At 41.9% G+C, this 21888-nt stretch carries 18 protein-coding genes; 10 read left to right on the top strand and 8 right to left on the bottom strand.

The features are described from left to right. Positions 1 to 28: 28 nt before the first annotated feature. The gene (gene lipA, locus IEV39_RS03735; protein WP_004772671.1) at positions 29 to 1042 is read left to right on the top strand and encodes a lipoyl synthase; all 1014 of its coding nucleotides are present in this window, start codon (positions 29 to 31) and stop codon (positions 1040 to 1042) included. 62 nt (positions 1043 to 1104) lie between these two features. Here the strand turns inward: lipA and IEV39_RS03730 are convergent, their stop codons facing one another. Continuing rightward, positions 1105 to 2211, bottom strand: coding sequence for a beta-ketoacyl-ACP synthase III (locus IEV39_RS03730; RefSeq protein WP_005286551.1), 1107 nt, complete (start codon positions 2209 to 2211; stop codon positions 1105 to 1107). A 45-nt stretch (positions 2212 to 2256) separates the two neighbouring features. Further along, on the bottom strand, positions 2257 to 6111 hold the full coding sequence (gene hrpA / locus IEV39_RS03725) for an ATP-dependent RNA helicase HrpA (RefSeq protein ID WP_005286554.1): 3855 nt from the start codon (positions 6109 to 6111) through the stop codon (positions 2257 to 2259). 479 nt (positions 6112 to 6590) lie between these two features. Here hrpA and ahpC point away from each other — a divergent pair, with 479 nt between their 5' ends. Then, positions 6591 to 7154: an alkyl hydroperoxide reductase subunit C gene (ahpC, locus tag IEV39_RS03720; protein WP_004772679.1), complete on the top strand. Its 564-nt coding sequence runs from the start codon at positions 6591 to 6593 to the stop codon at positions 7152 to 7154. 255 nt (positions 7155 to 7409) lie between these two features. After that, positions 7410 to 7619 (top strand): KTSC domain-containing protein, encoded by a 210-nt coding sequence (locus IEV39_RS03715; protein WP_005231004.1) that lies wholly within the window; start codon positions 7410 to 7412, stop codon positions 7617 to 7619. Positions 7620 to 7672: 53 nt separating this feature from the next. Here IEV39_RS03715 and IEV39_RS03710 read toward each other — a convergent pair whose 3' ends face one another. Continuing rightward, positions 7673 to 8866 (bottom strand): alkane 1-monooxygenase, encoded by a 1194-nt coding sequence (locus IEV39_RS03710; protein ID WP_005286559.1) that lies wholly within the window; start codon positions 8864 to 8866, stop codon positions 7673 to 7675. 122 nt (positions 8867 to 8988) lie between these two features. On the opposite strand from IEV39_RS03710, the gene IEV39_RS03705 reads away from it, so the two are divergent. Next, the gene (locus tag IEV39_RS03705) at positions 8989 to 10023 is read left to right on the top strand and encodes a helix-turn-helix domain-containing protein (protein ID WP_005286562.1); all 1035 of its coding nucleotides are present in this window, start codon (positions 8989 to 8991) and stop codon (positions 10021 to 10023) included. Here IEV39_RS03705 and IEV39_RS03700 read toward each other — a convergent pair. Both IEV39_RS03700 and IEV39_RS03695 read right to left on the bottom strand, forming a co-directional pair. Continuing rightward, on the bottom strand, positions 10015 to 10602 hold the full coding sequence (locus tag IEV39_RS03700) for an O-methyltransferase (protein ID WP_032883262.1): 588 nt from the start codon (positions 10600 to 10602) through the stop codon (positions 10015 to 10017). The genes IEV39_RS03705 and IEV39_RS03700 overlap by 9 nt on opposite strands. Before the next feature lie 35 nt (positions 10603 to 10637). Further along, complete coding sequence (locus IEV39_RS03695) at positions 10638 to 10856, bottom strand: DUF1653 domain-containing protein (protein ID WP_005286569.1); 219 nt, start codon at positions 10854 to 10856, stop codon at positions 10638 to 10640. Between the two features lie 230 nt (positions 10857 to 11086). Between IEV39_RS03695 and ahpF the strand changes: the two genes are divergently transcribed. Beyond that, the gene (gene ahpF / locus IEV39_RS03690; protein WP_005286571.1) at positions 11087 to 12652 is read left to right on the top strand and encodes an alkyl hydroperoxide reductase subunit F; all 1566 of its coding nucleotides are present in this window, start codon (positions 11087 to 11089) and stop codon (positions 12650 to 12652) included. Between the two features lie 145 nt (positions 12653 to 12797). Next, a complete protein-coding gene (locus IEV39_RS03685; RefSeq protein WP_005231011.1) occupies positions 12798 to 13142 on the top strand; it encodes a hypothetical protein in 345 nt (114 codons plus the stop codon). A gap of 52 nt (positions 13143 to 13194) precedes the next feature. On the opposite strand, the gene IEV39_RS03680 is transcribed toward IEV39_RS03685, so the two are convergent. Then, positions 13195 to 13806, bottom strand: a complete 612-nt coding sequence (locus IEV39_RS03680; protein WP_005231012.1) for a glutathione binding-like protein — start codon at positions 13804 to 13806, stop codon at positions 13195 to 13197. Positions 13807 to 14011: 205 nt separating this feature from the next. Further along, positions 14012 to 16453: an ExeM/NucH family extracellular endonuclease gene (locus IEV39_RS03675; RefSeq protein WP_005286574.1), complete on the bottom strand. Its 2442-nt coding sequence runs from the start codon at positions 16451 to 16453 to the stop codon at positions 14012 to 14014. A 183-nt stretch (positions 16454 to 16636) separates the two neighbouring features. Here IEV39_RS03675 and trmB point away from each other — a divergent pair, with 183 nt between their 5' ends. Further along, on the top strand, positions 16637 to 17353 hold the full coding sequence (trmB, locus tag IEV39_RS03670) for a tRNA (guanosine(46)-N7)-methyltransferase TrmB (protein ID WP_005231014.1): 717 nt from the start codon (positions 16637 to 16639) through the stop codon (positions 17351 to 17353). Positions 17354 to 17437: 84 nt separating this feature from the next. Here trmB and IEV39_RS03665 read toward each other — a convergent pair whose 3' ends face one another. Beyond that, positions 17438 to 18217 (bottom strand): tetratricopeptide repeat protein, encoded by a 780-nt coding sequence (locus IEV39_RS03665; RefSeq protein WP_005286578.1) that lies wholly within the window; start codon positions 18215 to 18217, stop codon positions 17438 to 17440. A 457-nt stretch (positions 18218 to 18674) separates the two neighbouring features. Between IEV39_RS03665 and IEV39_RS03660 the strand changes: the two genes are divergently transcribed. The 3 genes from IEV39_RS03660 to IEV39_RS03650 all read left to right on the top strand — a co-directional run bounded on the left by IEV39_RS03660 (position 18675) and on the right by IEV39_RS03650 (position 21873). Continuing rightward, positions 18675 to 19676 carry a formylglycine-generating enzyme family protein gene (locus IEV39_RS03660; RefSeq protein ID WP_005286581.1) on the top strand — a complete coding sequence of 334 codons (1002 nt, stop codon included), beginning with the start codon at positions 18675 to 18677 and terminating at the stop codon, positions 19674 to 19676. A 28-nt stretch (positions 19677 to 19704) separates the two neighbouring features. Beyond that, on the top strand, positions 19705 to 20682 hold the full coding sequence (locus IEV39_RS03655) for a formylglycine-generating enzyme family protein (protein ID WP_005286583.1): 978 nt from the start codon (positions 19705 to 19707) through the stop codon (positions 20680 to 20682). A 198-nt stretch (positions 20683 to 20880) separates the two neighbouring features. Beyond that, positions 20881 to 21873, top strand: coding sequence for a formylglycine-generating enzyme family protein (locus IEV39_RS03650; protein ID WP_005286586.1), 993 nt, complete (start codon positions 20881 to 20883; stop codon positions 21871 to 21873). Positions 21874 to 21888 lie beyond the last annotated feature (15 nt).

The following is a 21888-nucleotide window of genomic DNA, read 5'->3' as shown; positions in this document are numbered from 1 at the left end:
ATCTCAAATCAAAGGCTGTAGGAAGTATATGTCTGAACACCGTAAACCTGAACAGGGTATAAAACTTCGTGGCGCGGAAAAAGTCGCAAGAATTCCTGTAAAAGTTATCCCTACGGTTGAAGTACCTCGCAAACCTGACTGGATTCGAGTCAAGATGACCGCTCCAGAAGAAGTTCAGCGTATCAAAACAACCTTGCGTTCACAAAAACTGCATACCGTATGTGAAGAAGCTGCCTGCCCTAACCTGCCTGAATGCTTCGGTGGTGGTACAGCAACCTTTATGATCATGGGCGATATCTGTACCCGTCGCTGTCCTTTCTGTGATGTTGCACACGGTCGTCCAAATGCACTGGACCCGGATGAACCGCGTCACATGGCTGAAACCATTTCTAATCTTGGCTTGAAATATGCCGTTATTACCTCGGTTGACCGTGATGACCTGCTTGATGGTGGTGCTCAACACTTTGTTGACTGTATCAAGGAAGCACGTGCATTAAGTCCAAAAACCTTATTGGAAATTCTGGTACCTGACTTCCGTGGTCGTATGGATATCGCCTTACGCATCATGACCGAATGTCCGCCAGATGTATTCAACCACAATATTGAAACTGTACCTCGCCTTTATAAAGCGATGCGTCCAGGTTCTGACTATCAGCACTCTTTAAACCTGTTAAAAATGTTTAAAGAATACTGCCCTGATGTACCAACCAAATGTGGTTTGATGGTGGGTATTGGTGAAACTGAAGAAGAAGTGATTTCATTACTGGATGATCTGCGTGCACACGATGTGGATTACGTGACCATTGGTCAATATCTGCAACCGTCTAAACAACATGCGCCAATTGACCGCTTTGTTACGCCAGAAGAATTCGAGCGTTATGCTGAACATGGCCGTAAACTCGGTTTCAGAAATATCTGGTCTGCGCCAATGGTTCGTTCAAGCTACTTTGCGGATCGCCAATATCATGGTGAACCAGTGCCTGCTGTACGTCGTAAAGCAGATCCTGCCAAGAAAATTGCAGTTCAAGCGATTGAAGCTTAAAGTTTCATAAGGCATAAAAAAACACCACAATCGTGGTGTTTTTTTATATTCTAGTCAAAAACTTAAGCAATATGCTTTTGTACCACAATCGAACCGACTGAATAGCCCGCACCGAAAGAAGAAATTACAGCAAATTCGCCATTATCGACCTGTTCACCAGTACGATGCATCGCAATGATAACCCCTGCTGAGGAAGTATTGGCAAACTCATCCAGAATGATCGGTGCACGCTCAAGATCAGCGTCTTTACCAACAACCAATTTTAAAATCAGTTCATTCATGTTGGCATTGGCTTGATGCAACCAGAAACGCTTGATTTGTTCAGGCGTTAATTCAAGTTTTTCCAGCTGTGCAGTAATGATCTTCGCAACAAGCGGACAAACTTCTTTAAATACTTTACGACCGTCTTGACGGAACAGTTTGTCATCGACTACTGCATCTTCACTGCGATTCAAGAAACCAAAGTTATTACGGATATTATTTGAGAACTGGGTAAACAAATGAATATCTAAAATTTCGAAACCTGATTTGGTTTCAGTATTTTCAATAATCGACGCTGTCGCCACATCACCAAAAATAAAGTGGGCATCACGGGTACGATAATCCAGATGGCCCGACGTGATTTCAACATTGAGCAATAATACACGGCGAGCGCCACATTTCACCGCATCATAAGCTTGCTTCAAACCGAATGTTGCAGCAGAACATGCCACATTCATATCATAGGCATAGCCTTTAATCCCAAGAGCTGTCTGGATCTCGATCGCAACCGCAGGATAAGCACGTTGCATGTTTGAACATGCCAAAATCACTACATCGATGTCGTCAGCGGTTACACCTGCATTTTCCATCGCCTGTTTAGCCGCAATTACGCCCCACTCCGCTTGAAGTGAAAGCTCATCGTTGCTACGTTCCTGCAAACGTGGACGCAAGCGGGTTGGATCTAGAATACCTGATTTCTCGACCACATAACGACGTTTAATTCCTGATGCTTTTTCAATAAATTCAGGGCTTGAACCACGTAAAGCCTCGATTTCGCCTGCTTCGATCTGAGCGGCGTTGTCTTGGTTATATTGTTCTACATAAGCATTTAAACTTTCAACCAACTCTTCATTGGAAATCGATTCGGTTGGGTGAAATAAACCTGTACCTGTTATACGGATGCCCATGTAAAACTCCTGTAAAGAATGCTTCTAACTTTCATATTTCTCAGTTTAACCGATTGCTAATCGATCCCATAGTTTTTGTAATCTAGTTGGTGAAATAGGCAGCTTTGTTTTCATCGGTTGAGAAAACAAGGAAATTCTGAGTTCTTCCAACATCAAATACAATTCTTTGATTTTAGGATCTTTTTTAAATTTAAATACTTTGTCCATCCATGGATCGACATCATCAATTGCAGCAAGATCACGTTGTAGATTATTTGGCAAACGGTCTAAACGCAATAGCAGTGCTTTCAAATAACGCGGGTATTCCTGCCAAATCTCGGGCGATTGGCTATAAACAAAGTCTGCCAATGACATTAAATCAAGCTGATCTTCCATATCATCCACGCTGCGACCAAAGATACTTTGGTCGAGTACCAGCAACTCACGGCGAATTTGCTGCCATTGGGTAAATATTTCAGTTAAATCAGCTAATGTCTGTTGACCATTTGCTAAAAACTGCTTTTTGGTATCAGTCAATAACTGCTGAAATTCATCGGCATTTTTAGGCAATTGCTGGATCGACACCTGTAAAGTTGCATAAACCAGCATCTGCTCCAGTTTTGCCCTTTCACCTAAAGGTGAATAAGCCAGAGCCAGCGGCTTGGAAATCTGCTTTTTGAGCTGACGGATTAAATCCCCTAACTGCATATGCACCAGCCGAATCACCCCTTCACGATGCTGCTTGATTGCTTCATCCTGATCATTAAAGGTTTGAATCACCACACCAGACTCATCCTTAGCATCAAGCTCGGCAAACAGCTTGGTTGGTACCAACGCTTGATATTGCTTGACCACAACGCCCGTGACCTTCTGCGAAGCTTCAAAGATGAAATTTTCAGGGAAGGTTTTAAACTCACCTTTTTGCTGTTTCACTGGACGATGGGTTTCAACACGACAACGTGCTTTTAGCTCATCCAGATCACGCCCTTGCGCAATCAACTTGCCTTTTTCATCCAGCACCTTAATAAAAGGCACCAGATACTGGTCAATCCGTTCAAAAGAAAAATCTTTTTCCGTGATTTGCTCACCACGCAAAGCAAATGCCAGATAACTAAACAGATGTTCACGTAAATGCGTTGCATCAACGCCTTGCATCAGCTTTCTCGCAGTATCAGGAATCGGCACCAGATTACGGCGCTTATCTTTCGGTAATGCTTTCAGTAATGCTTCGATCAAGTCTTGACGCCAGCCTGGGATTCCCCATGACCATTGCTTTTCATCCACTTGCGGTAACGCCTGCACCGGAATCTTGACCGTAGCTCCATCTTCATCATGACTTGGGTCAAATCGATAGCTGGCCGCCAAGCGCAATTGACCATTATGCAAATAGTCAGGAAATTGTTGCGTGGTCGGACGATCGTTCATCCATAGTGCATCATCTTCGACAAACAAATAACGGGGCTGATCAGGTTCAATGGTTGCACGCCAATCTTCGAAACTTCGACGGCTGGCAATTTCCTCAGGCACTTTCGCTGCATAAAACTGATAAATGGTTTCTTCATCGACCACCAAGTCACGGCGACGTAGCTTATCTTCAACGCGCTCCACCTCTTCAAGCTTTAACAAGTTATGCTTCAAGAACGGTGGTGTAATCCCCAGATTCCCTGTGGTCAGAGCATCGCGCAAAAAGATTTCATGGGCCGCCGGCTGATCCACCTTTTCAAAGTTGATCAAACGCTTGGGTTCAATGATTAAACCAAACAGAGAAATCTGCGCATAGGCATTCACAATACCCGCTTTCTTGGACCAGTGCGGTTCGAAATAGTGGTACTTCAATAAATCACGAGCCGCCAGCAAAATCCATTCAGGATCAATTTTGGCCAAAGTCCGTAAATACACCTGAGAGGTTTCCACCATTTCAAAGGCCATCACCCAAGCGGTATTGGTTTTATGCAAGGTACTGGCTGGGAACACTTTGGCTTTCTGCTGACGTACTGCCATAAAGGTATTACGTTCATCGGTTTTATTGGCAATGAATGAAAGTAAACCAGTCAATAAAGCGCGGTGTAAATTTTCATAATTAGCACCCTTTTCATTAAAACTCAGTTTTAATCCTTCTGCCAGCTCGACCAGTTGCTGATGGGTCTGCTTCCATTCACGCAAACGCAACCAGCTTAGGAAATGCTGACGTGCAAATTGACGGCGCTTATTTTCCGTCTGGGTATCCGGACTGGTTTGTATCGTATTCCAAAGCTTTAAATAGAATAAAAAGTCTGAATCCGCTTCTTTGAATAACGCATGCTTCTGATCGGCCTGCATTTGTTTATCGGCAGGACGTTCACGCGGATCTTGAATTGCCAAAGCACTGACAATAATCAGGGTTTCTTTGAGCACACCAAAATGTGCCCCACCGATAATCATACGAGCTAAACGCGGGTCAATCGGCATACGAGCCATCATCTGACCGACTTTGGTTAAGTCATTCTTGCGTTCACTCAATGCACCCAATTCGATCAGCAGTTTACGACCATCATTGACCAGACGAAAATCGGGTGGCTCGATAAAATCAAAATCTTCCAGACTACCTAGACCCAAGCTTTGCATTTGCAAAATAACAGAGGCCAAGTTGGTTCGTTTAATTTCCGGCTCGGTAAATTCTGGACGGCTTAAAAAGTCTTCTTCACTATATAAGCGAATACACACACCCGCCGCAATACGGCCACAACGACCTTTACGCTGGTTGGCAGCAGCCTGTGAAATCGCCTCAATTGGAAGACGTTGCACCCGAGAACGATAGTTATAACGTGAAATACGAGCAAAACCGCTATCAATCACATAGCGAATATTCGGAACCGTCAGTGCTGTTTCAGCCACGTTGGTCGCAATAATGATACGGCGACCTTTACCACTTGGACTGAAAATCTTTTGCTGTTCTGCCAAGGCTAAACGTGCGTATAAAGGCAACACTTCGGTATGACGAGGGCCATACTTCTGTAAGGTCTCCTGTAATTCACGAATTTCCTGTTCGGTACTGGCAAAAACCAGAATGTCGGCATGCTCAGGATGGCCCTTGCTCTCTGCATCGGCAAAACATTCTTCGACAGCCTGTACCACGGCACGCGGGAGGTTTTCTTCAAAGTCATCGAATTCATCATCGTCACTGCCAACGATGCTCAGTTCTGAAATCGGACGATAACGCACTTCAACAGGGAAACTACGCCCTTCTACTTCAAAAATCGGTGCATCATAGAAATACTGGCTAAAGCGATTCACATCGAGCGTTGCCGAAGTAACAATGACTTTTAAATCAGGGCGCTTTGGTAAAAGCTGCTTGAGATAGCCCATAATAAAATCAATATTGAGAGAGCGTTCGTGCGCCTCATCAATAATAATGGTGTCGTATTTTGACAGGAACCGGTCATTGGTCAGTTCAGCTAACAAGATACCATCGGTCATCAAACGAACAATTGAGTCTTGTGAGCCCTGCTCGTTAAAACGGATTTTAAAACCGATTGATTCGCCGAGTTTTTCACCAACCTCTTCGGCGATACGCTGCGAAACACTACGTGCAGCCAGACGACGTGGCTGGGTGTGACCAATCATGCCCGTCAGTCCACGCCCTGCTAGCATAGCAATCTGCGGGAGCTGTGTGGTTTTACCGGAACCGGTTTCACCCGCCACAATAATGACCTGATGCTTTTGAATCGCTTCAATCAAACGATCTGCATACTGGGTAACAGGTAAATCCTGATTGAGTTTGATCTTTGGAAGGCGTGCAAGGCGTTGCTTAACCTTGTGGTTAGACTGTTCAAACAGTTTTTCGATATCTGCTGGTTGTGTTTTCTTATCCTTGCGCAGTCGATTTAAACGGTGACGGTCACGTGCCATAACCAATTGATCTACATTTAAATGACTCTGCACTGAACAGCTTTCCTGAAAAATAAACTAATCGGCTATTTTACGCCTTAAAGCCTTGCTATGCAAAGAAACTGCATCAATCTGTTCAGACTAAGCGGTAAAAATGAAGGAATGCTTCCATCATCTTGCTCTGTCACTACTCTCATTCAAAGCCTTTATTGAATGAAGAAATTTTAATCGTATATCTTGGTTTTTTATATATTTTTAGATTTTTTCAATTTTACCCTTGAATTTTGATCACGTAGACTTCATGTTGTTATGCACATTAGTTTTCAGATGTTTTGTCATGTTGGCTTCATTTTTATGTCGTCAAATAGAGCAGATATCTTTGGGTGAAAGTCGTTTTTGATTGAGTTATTCAATTTTCCGATTTTAGTCATGTAAAAATACTATTTCCCCAATAACTAAAAATTATTTATTCTAGACCTCGTAAACAAGTAAGGCGTTAGCCTCTCAATAAAACCTCAATCATGGAGACAATGATGAGCTTAATTAATACTGAAGTTAAACCATTTAAAGCAACTGCGTACCACAACGGTCAATTTGTTGACGTATCTGAAGCAGATCTTAAAGGCAAATGGTCTGTTGTATTCTTCTACCCAGCTGACTTTACTTTCGTATGTCCAACTGAGTTAGGCGACCTTGCTGATAACTATGCTGAATTCCAAAAATTAGGCGTTGAAATCTATGGCGTGTCTACTGACACTCACTTCACGCACAAAGCTTGGCACGACACTTCAGACGTTATTGGTAAAATCCAATATCCATTGATCGGCGATCCAACTTGGACTCTTTCTAAAAACTTCGACGTATTAATCGAAGCTGCTGGTCTTGCTGACCGTGGTACTTTCGTTATCGATCCAGAAGGTAAAATCCAAATCGTTGAAATCAACGCTGGTGGTATCGGTCGTGACGCATCTGAACTTCTTCGTAAAGTAAAAGCTGCTCAATACGTTCACGCTCACCCTGGTGAAGTTTGCCCGGCTAAATGGAAAGAAGGCGAAGCAACGCTTGCTCCATCTATCGACTTAGTTGGTAAAATCTAATTATTTAGATTAGACCCAATGGTCCGAAACCACCCTTTTTAGGGTGGTTTCTTTTTGCCTGCATTATTTTAAAAACTTCCCATTTCTTGTAGCCAAATTTTATAGCTAATTTTTTACAATTCTTATACTTATAAATTTATAGCCAGCTTCATTTATCAATTGTCACAGGAGCTGAGTTGGAGTACTGTCAAAGAATGAAGGATAAAAGTTGTTCAAAAATGTACTGAAAGATCAAATCAATATGGGGACGAATCTATGGAAAAATCTGTTGTTGTAACCTCCTGGAAATATGATGTTTCTTCACGCTATTTAAAAATTTTCTATAGCAATGGCTCAGGCGAGCTTTACCATCCAGTTCCAGAGTTTATCTACAATAATTTACTTCGCACCCATGATAAAACGGCCTTTGTACATAAATATCTTGAGTTCGATCTGCACTTTAAACGACTGTGTATTTCAGCTTAAAGTATAAAAAAATCAGCCCGATCGGGCTGATTTAAGCTATTTCACTTGCCTATTCAGGCAGCATCATCCTGCTGACTATATTTTTCTAACATCTTCTGTCTGGCTTCAGGATGGACATTGATTCTGTCCAGGTGACCTTGATAGTGTTGCACCACCCGATCGTCCATAATTTTTGACCACCACGCTGGAATAAAGGCAGGCAGAATCATGGCCCCATAACCTGCGGGTAACTGCGGCGCATCTTCAAAATGACGTAAGGTCTGAAAGCTTCTGGTCGGATTGGCGTGATGATCAGAGTGGCGTTGTAATTGATACAAGAATAAATTGGTCACCACATTATTATTGTTCCAGCTATGCTCAGGCAACGTCCGTTCATACTGACCATTTTCTTTCTTTGCCCGCTTTAAACCATAATGTTCAATATAATTGACCGACTCAAACAAGGTAATCGCATAAGCCGCTTGCGTGACTTGGAATGGGACTGAGCGCATACCAAACTTCGTAAACATGGCAGCATGGTACAGAGCCGACATGGCCCAACCATGGATCAACTCATTTTCCTTACATAAGAAAGGCAATTTCTTGCGTTGTAAACGATTCTTTTCAATCTCAATCGCCGATTTAAAGCTACCCATCACGGTACGCGGTAAAAACTTCCAGAAGCTTTCGCCAAATTGTGACGATGCCGGATCTTCAGGTGTGGCTACACGACGGTGGTGACCATAAGGATGCTCGATGCGAAAATGGTTATATCCCGATGGTGCCAAGGCCAGATGTGACAGATAATGTTCCAGCCGTCCTGATTTATGGCTCAATTCATGTGCGGTATTAATCGCAATACCATTGACCATACCCACCAAGCTTCCCAATAACAGTTGATCCGCAAGCGAAGTATCTTTACGACTGGCTAAATAGGCGCCATAGATATTGGTCGCGTATTGCAAAGGAATAAAAAGTTTAACAATACGGGCATAATACGGATCGGCTTCTAAATCTGCAATTGCATCGAGTGGCGGGTTTTCCGTGTCTTCACCAATCAATTTATCTAATGTTGGAATAACAGCATGAATAAATAAGGGGCCAAATGAAGCGAAGAATTTTTTGGTTTTTTTAGGGCCAAACTGATAGCTTGCCAAACCACTCATTGCAATCGTAGGGACAGCCAGACCCAATAACCATAAATGCCGTTTTTTATCCTTAAATATTGTTGCCGCTTGCTCGACATCCAGTTGAGTATGCATATTCATTACAATCTCCTCAATCAAACACAAACTCTTTTGCTTGAGGTAATTGTGTAATTTTACAGCAGCACTATATTATCATTTTAAGACTTGCTATTATCATTTTAAGACTTTACTGAGTTTTTCTTGTGCAAAAGCAACAGATTCCGGTGATTCCAGCACGCTACTATTTGCGTCTGATTGAAATTTTAATCGGCACACATCAATACGATAATCATGTGTTGAGTGCATTGCAGCAGCAACTGGCACAAACAGAGCTATTGTCTATTCAACAGATAGAGCAATTTATTGAAATGGGTTTAAGCCTGCCTAATACCCATGATCTGGCCTTTGTACTTGGAAAAAACCTTAAACTCAGCTCGCATAGTCTGGTGGGTTATGCCCTGATGACCAGCCCGAATCTGGAACATGCGCTCAGACTCATTGCACAATACTTTAGGCTGATAATGCCAAGTTTTAAGCTCAGTATTCAGTTTCCAGCCCATCAACAAAAGGTTGAGCTGTTATTTGAGCCAATATTGCAAATGAATAAACAATGTCTGGCTTTTCATATCGAAGCCATTGCAGTCGCTTTTTACTACAGTCTGCTAGAACTTGCAGGTCAGCAATTACAACGTTATCAAATCTATTTAAGTATCCCCAAACCGACTTATCAGGAACGTTATCTATCCTTAGTCAAAGCCAGTTTTCAGTTTAACTATAGCTGGCTATCCGGTATAAGGGTCGTGATTGACCAGCAACAATTGGCACTGCCCTTACCGTTGGCAGACGCGCATAGCTTAAAAGTGGTTGAGCAACGCTGCCAGGAACAAATCCAGAAGATCTACCATCAAGGTGAAATTGTGGAATGGGTCAGCATGATGTTGCGACAAGCCAATCAAGTGCCCACCTTAACCGAATGTGCCAGAGTCCTGAATATTTCGACAAAAACCCTGCAACGCTATTTGCAGCAACAAGGTGTCGAGTTTCAGGAATTAAAGCAACAGATCAGCACAGAACGCGCCATTGATTTATTAGAGAATTCTAGCCTTACCATTACAGCGATAGCGTATGAACTGGGTTATTCCAATCCTGCCAATTTTACCCGTGCCTTTAACAAGGTCATGGGTGGTAGTCCGCAAGCGTATCGCTTAAAACATCAGGATCAAATCCGTTCACTTTAACACCACCATACACAAGCCCGCGCCAATCGGTAAAATCGTACTCATGTAATCGTCATCTTGCTCAATCAATTCCAGAAAGCTTTTCACTTCGGCGGCATGAGAAATCACATTATCGATTACCAAGGTGCTACCAGATGTTTGTAATAAACGCTTTAAATCGGCCCAGTAACTCACATAATTGCCACGCTCTGCATCCAGTAAAATAAAATCAAACGGTTGACTGGCCTGAGCCAGAAAATCCGCCGCATCTCCTATCCAGAAATCAATGTGCTGTGCCAGCTCAAACGCTTCCGCATATTTTTTCGCTTGGGCACTGCGTAAAGGATCAATTTCCAGCGTTTGAACTTTTCCGCCGACCGCTTGGGCAGCCTCAGCCAACCACAAGGTTGAATAACCAGTCGAAGTCCCGATTTCCAGTATACGCTTTGATTGCTGACAACGAATCAGCATCGCCAATAACTTTGCCGACTCGGCTTCTATATTGCGGTAACGGCTCAGACGATCAGACTGTTGCGCATCGTGTTGCTTGAACTGATCATATAAATCAGCAATACGCTGTAAAAACACACTACTGGTCATCATTGACCCTCCAGATGCTAAGTCGGCAATTCCGCTTAAGTCGCTTGAATCAATTTAAAACGGGGCTGGATTTGTCCATCCGCCAGTTCAACCGTTTCAGTAAACATTGCCAATGGGCGTACCCACATTGAATAATCACCATATAAGCATTGATACACGACCAGTTGCTCTTCAGTTTCACTATGACGGGCAACATGAAAGACCTGATAAAGTTGCCCTTTATAATGTTGATAGATGCCGCGCTGTAATGCCATATTGCTTACCCTTTCTTTATGTCATGCAATGATTGCAGTTGTATAACAAGTATGATTGTACTGATTTTTTTATCGAAAGATATATTTCAAAATTCAACGGATGAATTAAAAATTCAAAAAACCGATCAAAACAATAAAAACATACTGTTTTACCTATTTATCATTTTTACGTAATATAGCCTCATTGAATGAATTGACCGATTTAAAAGTCTTAGGGTTTGGAGAAATACATGTTAGATCAAAATATTAAAACTCAATTAAAAGCTTATTTAGAACGTTTAGAAAGTCCGATCGAACTGGTTGCTGCTTTAGATGACTCAGACAAAGCAGAGAAAATCAAAGAACTGGTGACTGAAATCGCAGAACTTTCTGATCAGGTTACGGCGCGTTTTGACGGTTCAAACGCTCGCCGTCCTAGCTTTGGTGTGGCCAAAACAGGCGAACAACCGCGTGTATTCTTTGCTGGTTTGCCAATGGGCCATGAGTTTACCTCTTTGATTCTGGCATTATTGCAGGTGTCGGGTTATGCGCCAAAAGTCTCTGATGAAGTATTAGCTCAGATCAAAGGCCTCAACTTGACTGCAAATTTTGATGTGTTTGTGTCACTGAGCTGCCACAACTGTCCAGATGTAGTGCAGGCACTCAACCTGATTGCAATCAACAACCCGAATACCACCGCAACCATGATTGATGGTGCTTTCTTCCAGAATGAAGTGGAAGAGCGCAAAATCTTGGCCGTACCAATGGTGTTCCAAGACAATGAACATATCGGTCAAGGTCGGATGACTTTGGAAGAAATCGTGGCCAAGTTAGATACCAATTCTGCTGAGAAAGATGCAGCGGCTATCAATGCCAAAGATGCATTTGATGTGTTGGTGATTGGTGGTGGTCCTGCCGGTGGTACTGCGGCAATCTATGCAGCGCGTAAAGGGATCAAGACCGGTATCGTGGCTGAACGCTTTGGCGGTCAGGTGATGGATACCATGGACATTGAAAACTTCACTACGGTGCAAAAAACTGTCGGTCCTAAGTTTGCTCAGGATATGGAAGCACATGTCCGTGAATACGGCGTGGATATCATGAATCTGCAACGTGTCAGCAAGATCACAGGTGCAGATCAGACCGCAAATGGTCTGGTTGAAGTTGAACTGGAAAATGGTGCCAAGCTGGAATCGAAAACCATCATTCTTTCCACCGGTGCACGCTGGAGAGAGATGAATGTGCCGGGTGAAGCAGAATACCGTACCCGTGGTGTGGCTTACTGCCCGCACTGTGATGGCCCATTATTCAAAGGCAAACGTGTTGCAGTGATTGGTGGCGGTAACTCGGGTGTAGAAGCAGCAATTGACCTTGCCGGTATTGTTGAACATGTCACACTGGTTGAATTCGATACCAAACTTCGTGCCGACCAAGTGTTACAAGACAAGTTAAACAGCTTGCCAAATACCACCGTGATCATGAATGCATTGAGTACCGAAGTAGTCGGTGATGGCGCTCAGGTGATGGCATTGAAATATAAAGACCGTGCCACTGATATAGAACATACGGTTGAGCTGGCAGGGATCTTTGTACAGATCGGTTTATTGCCAAACACCGATTTCTTAAAGAACAGTGCGGTTGAGTTGAGCAACCGTGGCGAGATCGTGATTAATGATCGTAACGAAACCAGTGTCAAGGGTGTATTTGCCGCTGGTGACTGTACCACTGTGCCGTACAAGCAAATTATCATTGCTACCGGTGAAGGTGCCAAAGCCTCACTGTCTGCCTTTGATTATATGATCCGTTCAGGCGTTTAAATGCTTTAAAAAATGAAACACGCACTTATGTTTTCCGATGTAAGTGCGTGTTTTTACAAATTTTCAACTTTATTCTTTATGCAGTTTATGGTTATATTTTTGCTATCCATTCCTATTGGATGCCACAAAGAAAAGGAAATAGACAATGAATAAATTACTTGTTGCATTAGGTCTTGCTGCTACTGTTGCGCTTGTAGGCTGTAATAAAGATAAAGCACCTGAAACTGGCGCGACCACAGGTGAACATTTAGAACACGCGGCTGATCAGGCTGGTGCTGATATTAAAGATGCTACTCAAAACGCAACTAGCGATGTTGCAACTGCGGTAGATACAGCGGGCGATCAAATTGATGCTGCTGCTGATCATACGGCAACTGCAACTGCTGAAGCTGCTGCAAAAACTGAAGCTGCTGCACGTGATGCGACAGCTAAAGTTGCGGGTGCAGTAGAGTCTGGTGCTGCTGACGTGAAAGAAAAAGCTCAACAATAATCGAGTTGACATAAAAAAGCCTCTGTTCACAGAGGCTTTTTTATTGGGTGCTCTAGCTCAACAGCCCTTCATCACGCATGGCAATCTGCACTGACTGACGTTCAGCCACTTTATTACGCAATGCAATCACATTGATATACGGGGTTAAATCATGCTCGATATGATTCGACCAGTTGGTGAGTACAAATAAATAGGCATCCGCTGGGCCAAAATTATCATCTACCAGATAATCACAGTCTGATTCAGCCAGATAGTTATCGATATATTTCAATAAACGGTCAACTTCAGCATAGGCCTTGGTCTTTTCATCATCGGTAAGTTTACCGGTAAAGAAAACCGCATAAGCATCATGCAATTCCGAGTTCAAATACCCCAACCATTCCAGAACTTTGGCACGTCCCATACCTGATGGCGGAATCAGGTCCTGCTTCGGATCGTGTTGCGCAAGAAACGGTAAAATCGCCACATTCTCGGTTAAAATCAAACCTGGATTAATTTCCAAAGCCGGTACATAACCCTTTGGATTAATCTCGTAATAATCTGCACCTTTTGAGGTTTTATGTGTTTTTAGATCAACTCGTTCTAAATCAAAATCTACATTGATTTCATTTAAAATAATGTGGGCTGCCAATGAGCATGCGCCAGGTGAATAATACAACTTCATAATTGATCCTTGTTATCTAACAACTTATGCTCTAGAACGTTCCTACGAAACTCGAGAACAGACAGAATTAAAATTTATAATCGCTTTCATGCTAAGAACATCTACACCACTACTATTAATAAATTTTTTTCGACCTTGCAAGTTATATTCCGTGACGATTGATTAATTTATGAAAAAACAACCAAACAATGTCACGGAAACCGGATTAGGCTCGACCAAAAAGCTTGCCTAACCATTCAAATAACGAATTTAGAAATTCCACGATCATGTGTTTCGGATGGTCAGGTTCAAGTTGTGAATCTGCGGTTTTCATATCCAGATCAACAATCACAGGATCATGGTCTGAAGAACGGTAGGCATCAGCCGAAAAGAACAGGTCCTTTTGCGCATCGGTTTTATATTCCTCGTTATAATCCAATACCGTTGGCTCATCGGCATTGATATGCCAGGCAAAGGCTTTAATCACACGTTTATACAGATTGGCATCGGCAATGGCGTGATCAAGGTTACCTGCACCACCATAGCCGTCTGCATCGCTCGATACACCAAAGACATAGCTATAAGCCTGATTGCCCTCACCAATCTTGCTGTCATTTAACAAAACTTTATAGTTGGCTTTTTCAAAGCTCAGGATCGGATCTTCTTTGGCATAGCTGTTCATATCACCCAATAATAAAATATTCGGATTTTTGACCTGAGTTGGATTCTTGGCGATCCATTGCGTGAGTTGTTCAACTGCTTTGACACGGGTTGGATTCCAGCACCCTTGTCCATCGCGTTGATCCGCATCGAGAGAATTTTCATCGACACCTTTACAACCTTTCGATTTAAGATGGTTTGGAATCACCGTAAAGATTTGCCCACCTTGTACAGGCTTAAAGGATTGTGCAATGGTCGAACGGTTTTTATCACCCAGATCCAACACCGCAGCTTTACTCACAGGTTGAACACGTTTGCTGTTATAGATAATCGCAACCGCAATCACATCCGTACCCAGTTGATTAAGTCCTTCTGGAATCACATATTTCCAGTCTGGCCCTAAAGCCTTAGTCAAGTTAGCAACTGCACTATCACTGCCATAACCATTATTGGCAATCTCCATCAAGCCATATACATCAGCATCGATTGATTTTAATGCGCTCACGATTTTGGCATGCTGTTTGTCAAACTCAGCCTGACTGTTGGCGCCACGTTCCGTTGGGAAACCAGTCTTGCCATTGTCATAGTTGAGTACATTAAATGCTGCAACACGAACATGTTTGCTTTGCTTAGCCGTAATCGTTGGCCGTGGATTAGTGGTGCTCACTACTTCCGGCAAGTTTGCCCCTGCAATGGGTTGTACACGCCAGGCATTAAAACGGTATTCCAAAATACCTTGTGCATTTTTTAACTGATAGCCCGAACGTAGCGTATTCAACGCACTAAAGTTTTGTGGCAACCACGGTGCACGGTTTTGATTGTTATAGCCATCATCAAAGATAATCTTGGACAGCAGATTTTGTTGCGCTAACGCCTTGGCTTCATTTGAAAGTGCCGGATAAAGATTGGTTGGGATAAACAGACGTCCCAGACTTAAAGACAACTCTCCATAACGACCGAAATTATAGTTTTCACTGACCGTCAACGTTTGCGGTAATTTCACCAACATCCCTTGATAACGCTTCGGTGAATTCCCCGCAGTATCGGTCAAGCTGCTAAAGGGTAAATTCAAATCCAGTGGTTGAATCAGCGATGCCATGTTCTGGTTACAGGTCTTAATATCCTGCTGCAATTGATCCAATTGAAGCTGGTTTTGATAACTGGTTAAACGACCACGTAGGATCACTTCATCACCAACCTGCCCACCTTTTATGACACTACTTGCAGGAATATAAACGAAGATGGCATTGCTGACATTTGGTGTTGCTTTGTTATCAGGCGTTTGCACATAGAAACCGGAGAAACCGTTGCCATAACGATAGTCTGCGGTGATTACGCCACGAATGGTATAGTTTTGATTCTGAGCTGAGTCGGCTAAACTGGCAATCGGTGTATCATGACTGCTACAGCTGACCGCATCGCTAACCGGCGGTGTGGTGGTTGAACCGCTTAAGTTCGAAAAGTCATTCCGGTCCGTCCAGGCCTGCCAGGATTGATCCAGGTCAAATGGACTGGTTGGGTCAACACTCACGACTGAATTGTCTGTTTGAATGCGTTTAAAGCTGTTACCCATGCTTAAAACCGTTGTACCCCAACCTGCTGCTGGGCGCTCGCCAATGCGACCGAAACGATCTACAGGTGTCCCACGATAAAGCAATATCACCGCATCATCACCATTAAAGGATAGACCAGCAACCTGATTAACCTTATTGCCTAATTGAGCTTGTAATTCTGAACGGCCGATCAGATATTTCTGTTTGCTGGCTAAACTGCCCTGTAAGGGAAATGCTGCGGTTTTAACGGTGCCGCCATTATTAAACTGCTGGATTTCATAATCTGCCAGATTGACCGTTGTGGCATCGGGGTTATAGATTTCCAACCCCTTTTTATTGCTGTTGCCATCGACATACTGACTAAACATCAGTTGTGCATGCGCCGCAGAAAAAATTGAAGATGCACCCAACAGGCTTATACAAATGGCGATCGAATGGTATTTAAAATTATGCATGGTTTTTTACTTAGTGTTTAAATTGCCATTAGGCTATGCAAGTTCTGTGACAGCACCATGAAGATTTTTTGACAAGTTTTCATCATTTTTAAAAATAAACGACTAAATAAAATCACTTAAAAGTTTGACTTGTCCACCTGAGCACTTAAAATACGGCATTTCTATATTTATATCTCCAGAATCATGTCAAACGATCAGTTAGAAACGCAAATTACGGAACTCGACAATTTGCCTGAGCACCGTGAAATTGTGACGTTTATGCGTCGTTCAGCTCCGCTCAATACTTCACAACGTACTGCTTTAGAAGATTATCGTGATTTAATTTTGGAATACCCTGTTGGTGATTTACGCCAGCATTTTGAACATCCTGAGCGTCCATTAACCGTTGAAATCGGTTTTGGTATGGGCCGTTCTTTGGTGTTAATGGCAAAGGCCAATCCTGAACGTAACTTTGTCGGTATCGAAGTACATGTTCCTGGTATCGCACAGTGTGTCTACGAAGCAGGCATGGCTGGCTTAAAGAACCTGTTTGTACTGGATGCCGATGCCATTCAGGTATTACGTGAAATGCCAGACAACAGCATTAACTGCGTACAGCTTTACTTCCCGGATCCATGGCAGAAGAAACGTCACTTTAAACGCCGTTTTGTGATTCATGAGCGTATGCAACTGGTTGAACAGAAGTTAGAGCTGGGTGGTACCTTCCATGCAGCGACGGACTGGGAACCGTATGCAGAGTGGATGCTTGATATCCTAGACAATCGTCCTGATATGGAAAATCTGGCAGGTAAAGGCAATAGCTACCCTCGCCCAGACTGGCGCCCAGTGACTAAATTTGAGCGTCGTGGACTTGAATCTGGTCATAAGATTAATGACTTTATCTTTAAGAAAATTAAATAAGCCGATTTAGCTTTCGAAGGAAGCCACTCACTGTTTGTTGAGTGGCTTTTTTATTGCATAAAAATTGACATGACTGAGATCAGGCTATGGCGAGTCATGCTCTAATTGTTTTAACACCTCTCCTGATTCTTTAACTCCATTTTCATAGGCTTTTTTAAACCAGTACTTGGCTTTTTCACGGTTATGATATTCATTTATATAAAGGTAACCTAAATTATGCTGAGCCATAGGGAAATTCTGCTCGGCTGCATTTTCATATAGCTTTAAAGCCCTCTTTTCATTCTTGGGTACCAGCAGACCATCAGAATATATATTTGCCAGATTATATTGCGCTTCAGGCATATTCTGTTGTGCGGCCTTTTCATATAACTCCATGGCTAGACCAATATCCTTTTTCACCCCTCTCCCTGAAGAATAAGCATTTGCCAGATTATATTGAGCTTTAGCGTAGCCTTGATCTGCAGATAACCGATAAAAAGCTAAAGCCTTATTTCGGTCTTTTTTCACATAGTGACCATGGTCATACATAATGCCCAAATTATATTGTGCTTCCGGAAAATTTTTCTGTGCGGCTCGTTCATACCAGTAAAAAGCTTTTTCTTCGTTTTTAGCGGTCCCAAGGCCCTTGAAATACATCCCGGCCAGATCATTTTGGGCAATCGCTGAGCCTTGTTGCGCTGCTTGTTCAAACAAAGCCTTAGCTTTTATATAATCTTGAGCTACATCTTGGCCCAAGAAGTATCGCCCGCCTTGCTGATAGAGCAATTCGGCTTGTACCTCCTGATTATCCCGACTTACTTTTGAACAGGCATTGAATTGAAAAATGGTCAAAACAATCAAAATAACAATAAATTTTTCTTTCATTTCAATCACAATACCTTGTATAGATCAGACGAATGTATAGTCAGATTTTCATATCCATAGAAAAATTGAATGTACGATTACAACTTTGATTTCCTGTAGTCTACCTGTTTCTAGCAATAGATCGATTATTAAAAAACATAAAACAAACTTTTGAGGAGATTTTACTTAATTTTTTAGAGAAACAATCAGGCCATAGCACCTTTTTTAAAATATGGATAAGAATAAAAAGCTAACAAAATTGGATTATATTGTTAAATACTAGAAATCAAATCCAAGGTCTAATATAGATCAATCGAAAATAAGCAGCCTTATATATGACTTTTGCACTAACAACATTATAATTGGTAAGAAGTTTTTAATTACCTCTTAATAGCAACTAACACAAATTAACTTCACTATTTTAATTAGATTGATTAAGATTTCTTCCAATTAAATTTAAACAATTGATTTTTTTATAATGAAAAAGCAGAAGCTATTTTTTATTTTATTCTCAGGCCTAGCTTTAAGCGCTTGTGCCAAATCACCTGAAACTAATCAGAAAGTTGTAAAGCCCTCACCTGAACTACAACAAAAAATTCAAAAATTGGTGGAAAAAACCAAAAAGAATATGATCTTTGTTGAAGGTGGGAGCTACCTAATGGGCGATTTTGGGCTAGTCACTCCTGAACTCGAAAAAACTGTACCTGACAGCATGGCGGTCAAGAATCCCAAAGGCAATACCGAAAAACCTGATCACCTGCCTTTCTCACCGGGAAATGACAATAAGGCTCTGCATAAAGTAACACTGAGCAGCTTTAATATGAGTGCCTATAAAACCACACTAGAAGACTTTAATATTTTTACCGAGGCAACCGGACAACCTAAGGGCGATTTTAACGATCTTTATACACCAGAAATTGCACACGAAGTTGCAACAGGAATGGATTGGCAACAAGCCAAAGATTATTGCCAATGGCTGGGCCAACAAGTAGGAACGCCTATGGACCTACCAACCGAAGCACAATGGGAATATGTTGCACGCAATAAAGGCCAATATACTGTCTTTGCAACCGATACAGGCAAAGTAGAGCCTGAGAAGAACTTATGGAAATTAAATCAATATGACAATTATAGACATAGTAACAACCCTGATTCAGTACTGGAAATTCCAGTGCTTGGCAAAACACCACCAAACCCTTTAGGTTTTTATGACCTTGTCACCAATAATTATGAATGGATGAATGACTGGTACGATAAAGATTATTATAAGTACTCCCCCATTGATAATCCCAAAGGGCCTAAGTCTGGTACTGAAAAGGTATTGCGTAGCACAGCTCCTATGGGTGCCGATAATTTAATGATGGCTGATGGTCTTAATATAGAAAGAGCACATGCCCTACCAAAATCAAATGAAGAAAATAAAATGACCTATCGTTTATATGGGGTACGTTGCGTCGCCAATCTTCCACATTCTTTTTAAGTCAGCATTCAATTTTAGGTTTTAAAAAATGATTAAACCCACCCTTATAGCTATTATATTTTCTAGTATAGCCTTAACTGCATGTGCAAAACCCGCTTCAGATTCTAGCCAAAAGACACAAACACCAGTTGCCCAGAAAAACCTGCCTGCCGAACAACAAAAGCAATTACAGCAACTCCTAGAAAAAACTAAAAAAAATCTCATTCTGGTCAAGGGTGGAACTTTTATGATGGGTGATTTCGGCCCTGAACATAGTGTCGATAAACTTCCTTATGATGGTAAAGGTGACAGCAAGCCCTTGCATAAAGTCATTTTAGATGACTTTCGATTAAGTGCTACCAAAGCCACCTATGCCGATTTTGATATCTATACTGATATCACAGGTCAAAAGAAGGTTGGAACGTTCGATGAATTTTCGATTCAAGAACGTGTTCCTACAGCTGCCGCAGGAATTAACTGGCAACAAGGCCGAGACTATTGCCAATGGCTTGGTCAACAACTTAACTTAAAAATGGATTTGCCTACAGAAGCCCAATGGGAATATGCTGCCCGTAATCGTGGCCAGTATGTTCTATATGCAACTGATAACGGCAAAATGGATATCGGCCGTAATATCTGGAGTTTTGAACAAAGAAAAGCAATTAATAAAAAATTTAAATCTCTTACTAATGTCCCAGTTTTACAACAATATCCTGCTAGTCCATTAGGTTTTTATGACATGATCACGGATAATTATGAATGGATGCTAGACTGGTATGATCCAGAATATTACAGTAAATCCCCTGAAAAAAATCCTCAAGGCCCTGCCTCAGGTACATTAAAAGTTGTACGTAGTTCAGAACCTGCTGGTGGACAAAACATATACATGGCCGCACAAGGTCTAACCATGCAACGCCATGCAATACATCCTGTGGAAGACCCTATAAAAGCAAAGGATCCTAGAACTAAGAAGTATAATATTGATTTAAACCAAAACAATTCAGTACGTTGCGCTGTAAATCCTTAAGTTGCATACGTTCTAAGGTGTACCTTAAACATGGTACACCTCAACTCCTTTTTCCTTCTATTTAAAACACCGAAGGCCATCAATTCAAGTAAAAAATATGAGAAAATTTTAACTTCACATTTGGTTTTAATACTTAACACAATGTTTCTTTTCAATCCCGCAAAACTGTCTTAGAATTCTGACAATACCCGCAACCCAATGATTTTAAAAAAGATGATTAAACAAAACCTTGCGATTATTTTGCTTTCCAGCACTGCTTTAACTGCATGTGCAAAACCCGCTTCAGATTCTAGCCAAAAGACACAAACACCAGTTGCCCAGAAAAACCTGTCTGCCGAACAACAAAAGCAATTACAGCAACTCCTAGAAAAGACTAAAAAAAATCTCATTCTGGTCAAGGGTGGAACTTTTATGATGGGTGATTTCGGCCCTGAACATAGCGCCGATAAACTTCCTTACGATGGTAAAGGTGACAGCAAGCCCTTGCATAAAGTCACTTTAGATGACTTTCAATTAAGTGCTACCAAAGCCACCTATGCCGACTTTGATATCTATACTGAGATAACAGGACAAAAAAAGGTTGGAACATTCGATGAATTTTCAATTCAAGAACGTGCTCCTACAGCTGCCGCAGGAATTAATTGGCAACAAGCTCGAGACTATTGCCAATGGCTCGGTCAGCAACTTAATGTAAAAATGGATTTGCCTACAGAAGCACAGTGGGAATATGCTGCCCGTAATCGTGGCCAATATGTTCTTTATGCAACCGACAATGGGAAAATCGATATTGGACGTAATATTTGGAGTTTTGAACAAAGAAAAGCATCCAATAAAAAATATAAATCATTAAAAGATATTCCTGTTTTACAACAATATCCCGCTAGCCCATTAGGCTTTTATGACATGCTTACCGACAACTATGAATGGATGCTGGACTGGTACGATCCTGAATATTACAGTAAATCCCCTGAAAAAAATCCGCAAGGCCCTGCCTCTGGTAAATTAAAAGTTGTACGTAGTTCTGCACCTGATGATGGCCAGAATATGCATATGGGAGGAAAAGGCTTAACCATGCAACGTCATGCGATGCATCCTGTTGAAGACCCAGTACGTGCAAAAGACCCAAGAATTAAAAAATATAATATTGATTTAAATCAATACAATTCAGTACGGTGTGCTGTAAATTCTTAATTTACATAACTTCTA

It is taken from the genome of Acinetobacter courvalinii, from assembly GCF_014635545.1.
Classification (GTDB): Bacteria; Pseudomonadota; Gammaproteobacteria; order Pseudomonadales; family Moraxellaceae; genus Acinetobacter; species Acinetobacter courvalinii.
The sequence above is the reverse complement of the archived record's forward strand: the minus strand, read 5'-3'. Positions and strand labels throughout refer to the sequence as shown.

Excerpts from the sequence above, each read along its gene's own strand:
- ahpF (WP_005286571.1), top strand. The coding sequence starts at position 11,087 with ATGTTAGATCAAAATATTAAAACTCAATTAAAAGCTTATTTAGAACGT.
- IEV39_RS03675 (WP_005286574.1), bottom strand. The coding sequence starts at position 16,453 with ATGCATAATTTTAAATACCATTCGATCGCCATTTGTATAAGCCTGTTG.
- IEV39_RS03700 (WP_032883262.1), bottom strand. The coding sequence starts at position 10,602 with ATGACCAGTAGTGTGTTTTTACAGCGTATTGCTGATTTATATGATCAG.
- trmB (WP_005231014.1), top strand. The coding sequence starts at position 16,637 with ATGTCAAACGATCAGTTAGAAACGCAAATTACGGAACTCGACAATTTG.
- IEV39_RS03715 (WP_005231004.1), top strand. The coding sequence starts at position 7,410 with ATGGAAAAATCTGTTGTTGTAACCTCCTGGAAATATGATGTTTCTTCA.
- IEV39_RS03685 (WP_005231011.1), top strand. The coding sequence starts at position 12,798 with ATGAATAAATTACTTGTTGCATTAGGTCTTGCTGCTACTGTTGCGCTT.
- IEV39_RS03680 (WP_005231012.1), bottom strand. The coding sequence starts at position 13,806 with ATGAAGTTGTATTATTCACCTGGCGCATGCTCATTGGCAGCCCACATT.
- IEV39_RS03660 (WP_005286581.1), top strand. The coding sequence starts at position 18,675 with ATGAAAAAGCAGAAGCTATTTTTTATTTTATTCTCAGGCCTAGCTTTA.
- IEV39_RS03730 (WP_005286551.1), bottom strand. The coding sequence starts at position 2,211 with ATGGGCATCCGTATAACAGGTACAGGTTTATTTCACCCAACCGAATCG.
- IEV39_RS03650 (WP_005286586.1), top strand. The coding sequence starts at position 20,881 with ATGATTTTAAAAAAGATGATTAAACAAAACCTTGCGATTATTTTGCTT.
- ahpC (WP_004772679.1), top strand. The coding sequence starts at position 6,591 with ATGAGCTTAATTAATACTGAAGTTAAACCATTTAAAGCAACTGCGTAC.
- IEV39_RS03710 (WP_005286559.1), bottom strand. The coding sequence starts at position 8,866 with ATGAATATGCATACTCAACTGGATGTCGAGCAAGCGGCAACAATATTT.
- IEV39_RS03695 (WP_005286569.1), bottom strand. The coding sequence starts at position 10,856 with ATGGCATTACAGCGCGGCATCTATCAACATTATAAAGGGCAACTTTAT.
- IEV39_RS03655 (WP_005286583.1), top strand. The coding sequence starts at position 19,705 with ATGATTAAACCCACCCTTATAGCTATTATATTTTCTAGTATAGCCTTA.
- lipA (WP_004772671.1), top strand. The coding sequence starts at position 29 with ATGTCTGAACACCGTAAACCTGAACAGGGTATAAAACTTCGTGGCGCG.
- IEV39_RS03665 (WP_005286578.1), bottom strand. The coding sequence starts at position 18,217 with ATGAAAGAAAAATTTATTGTTATTTTGATTGTTTTGACCATTTTTCAA.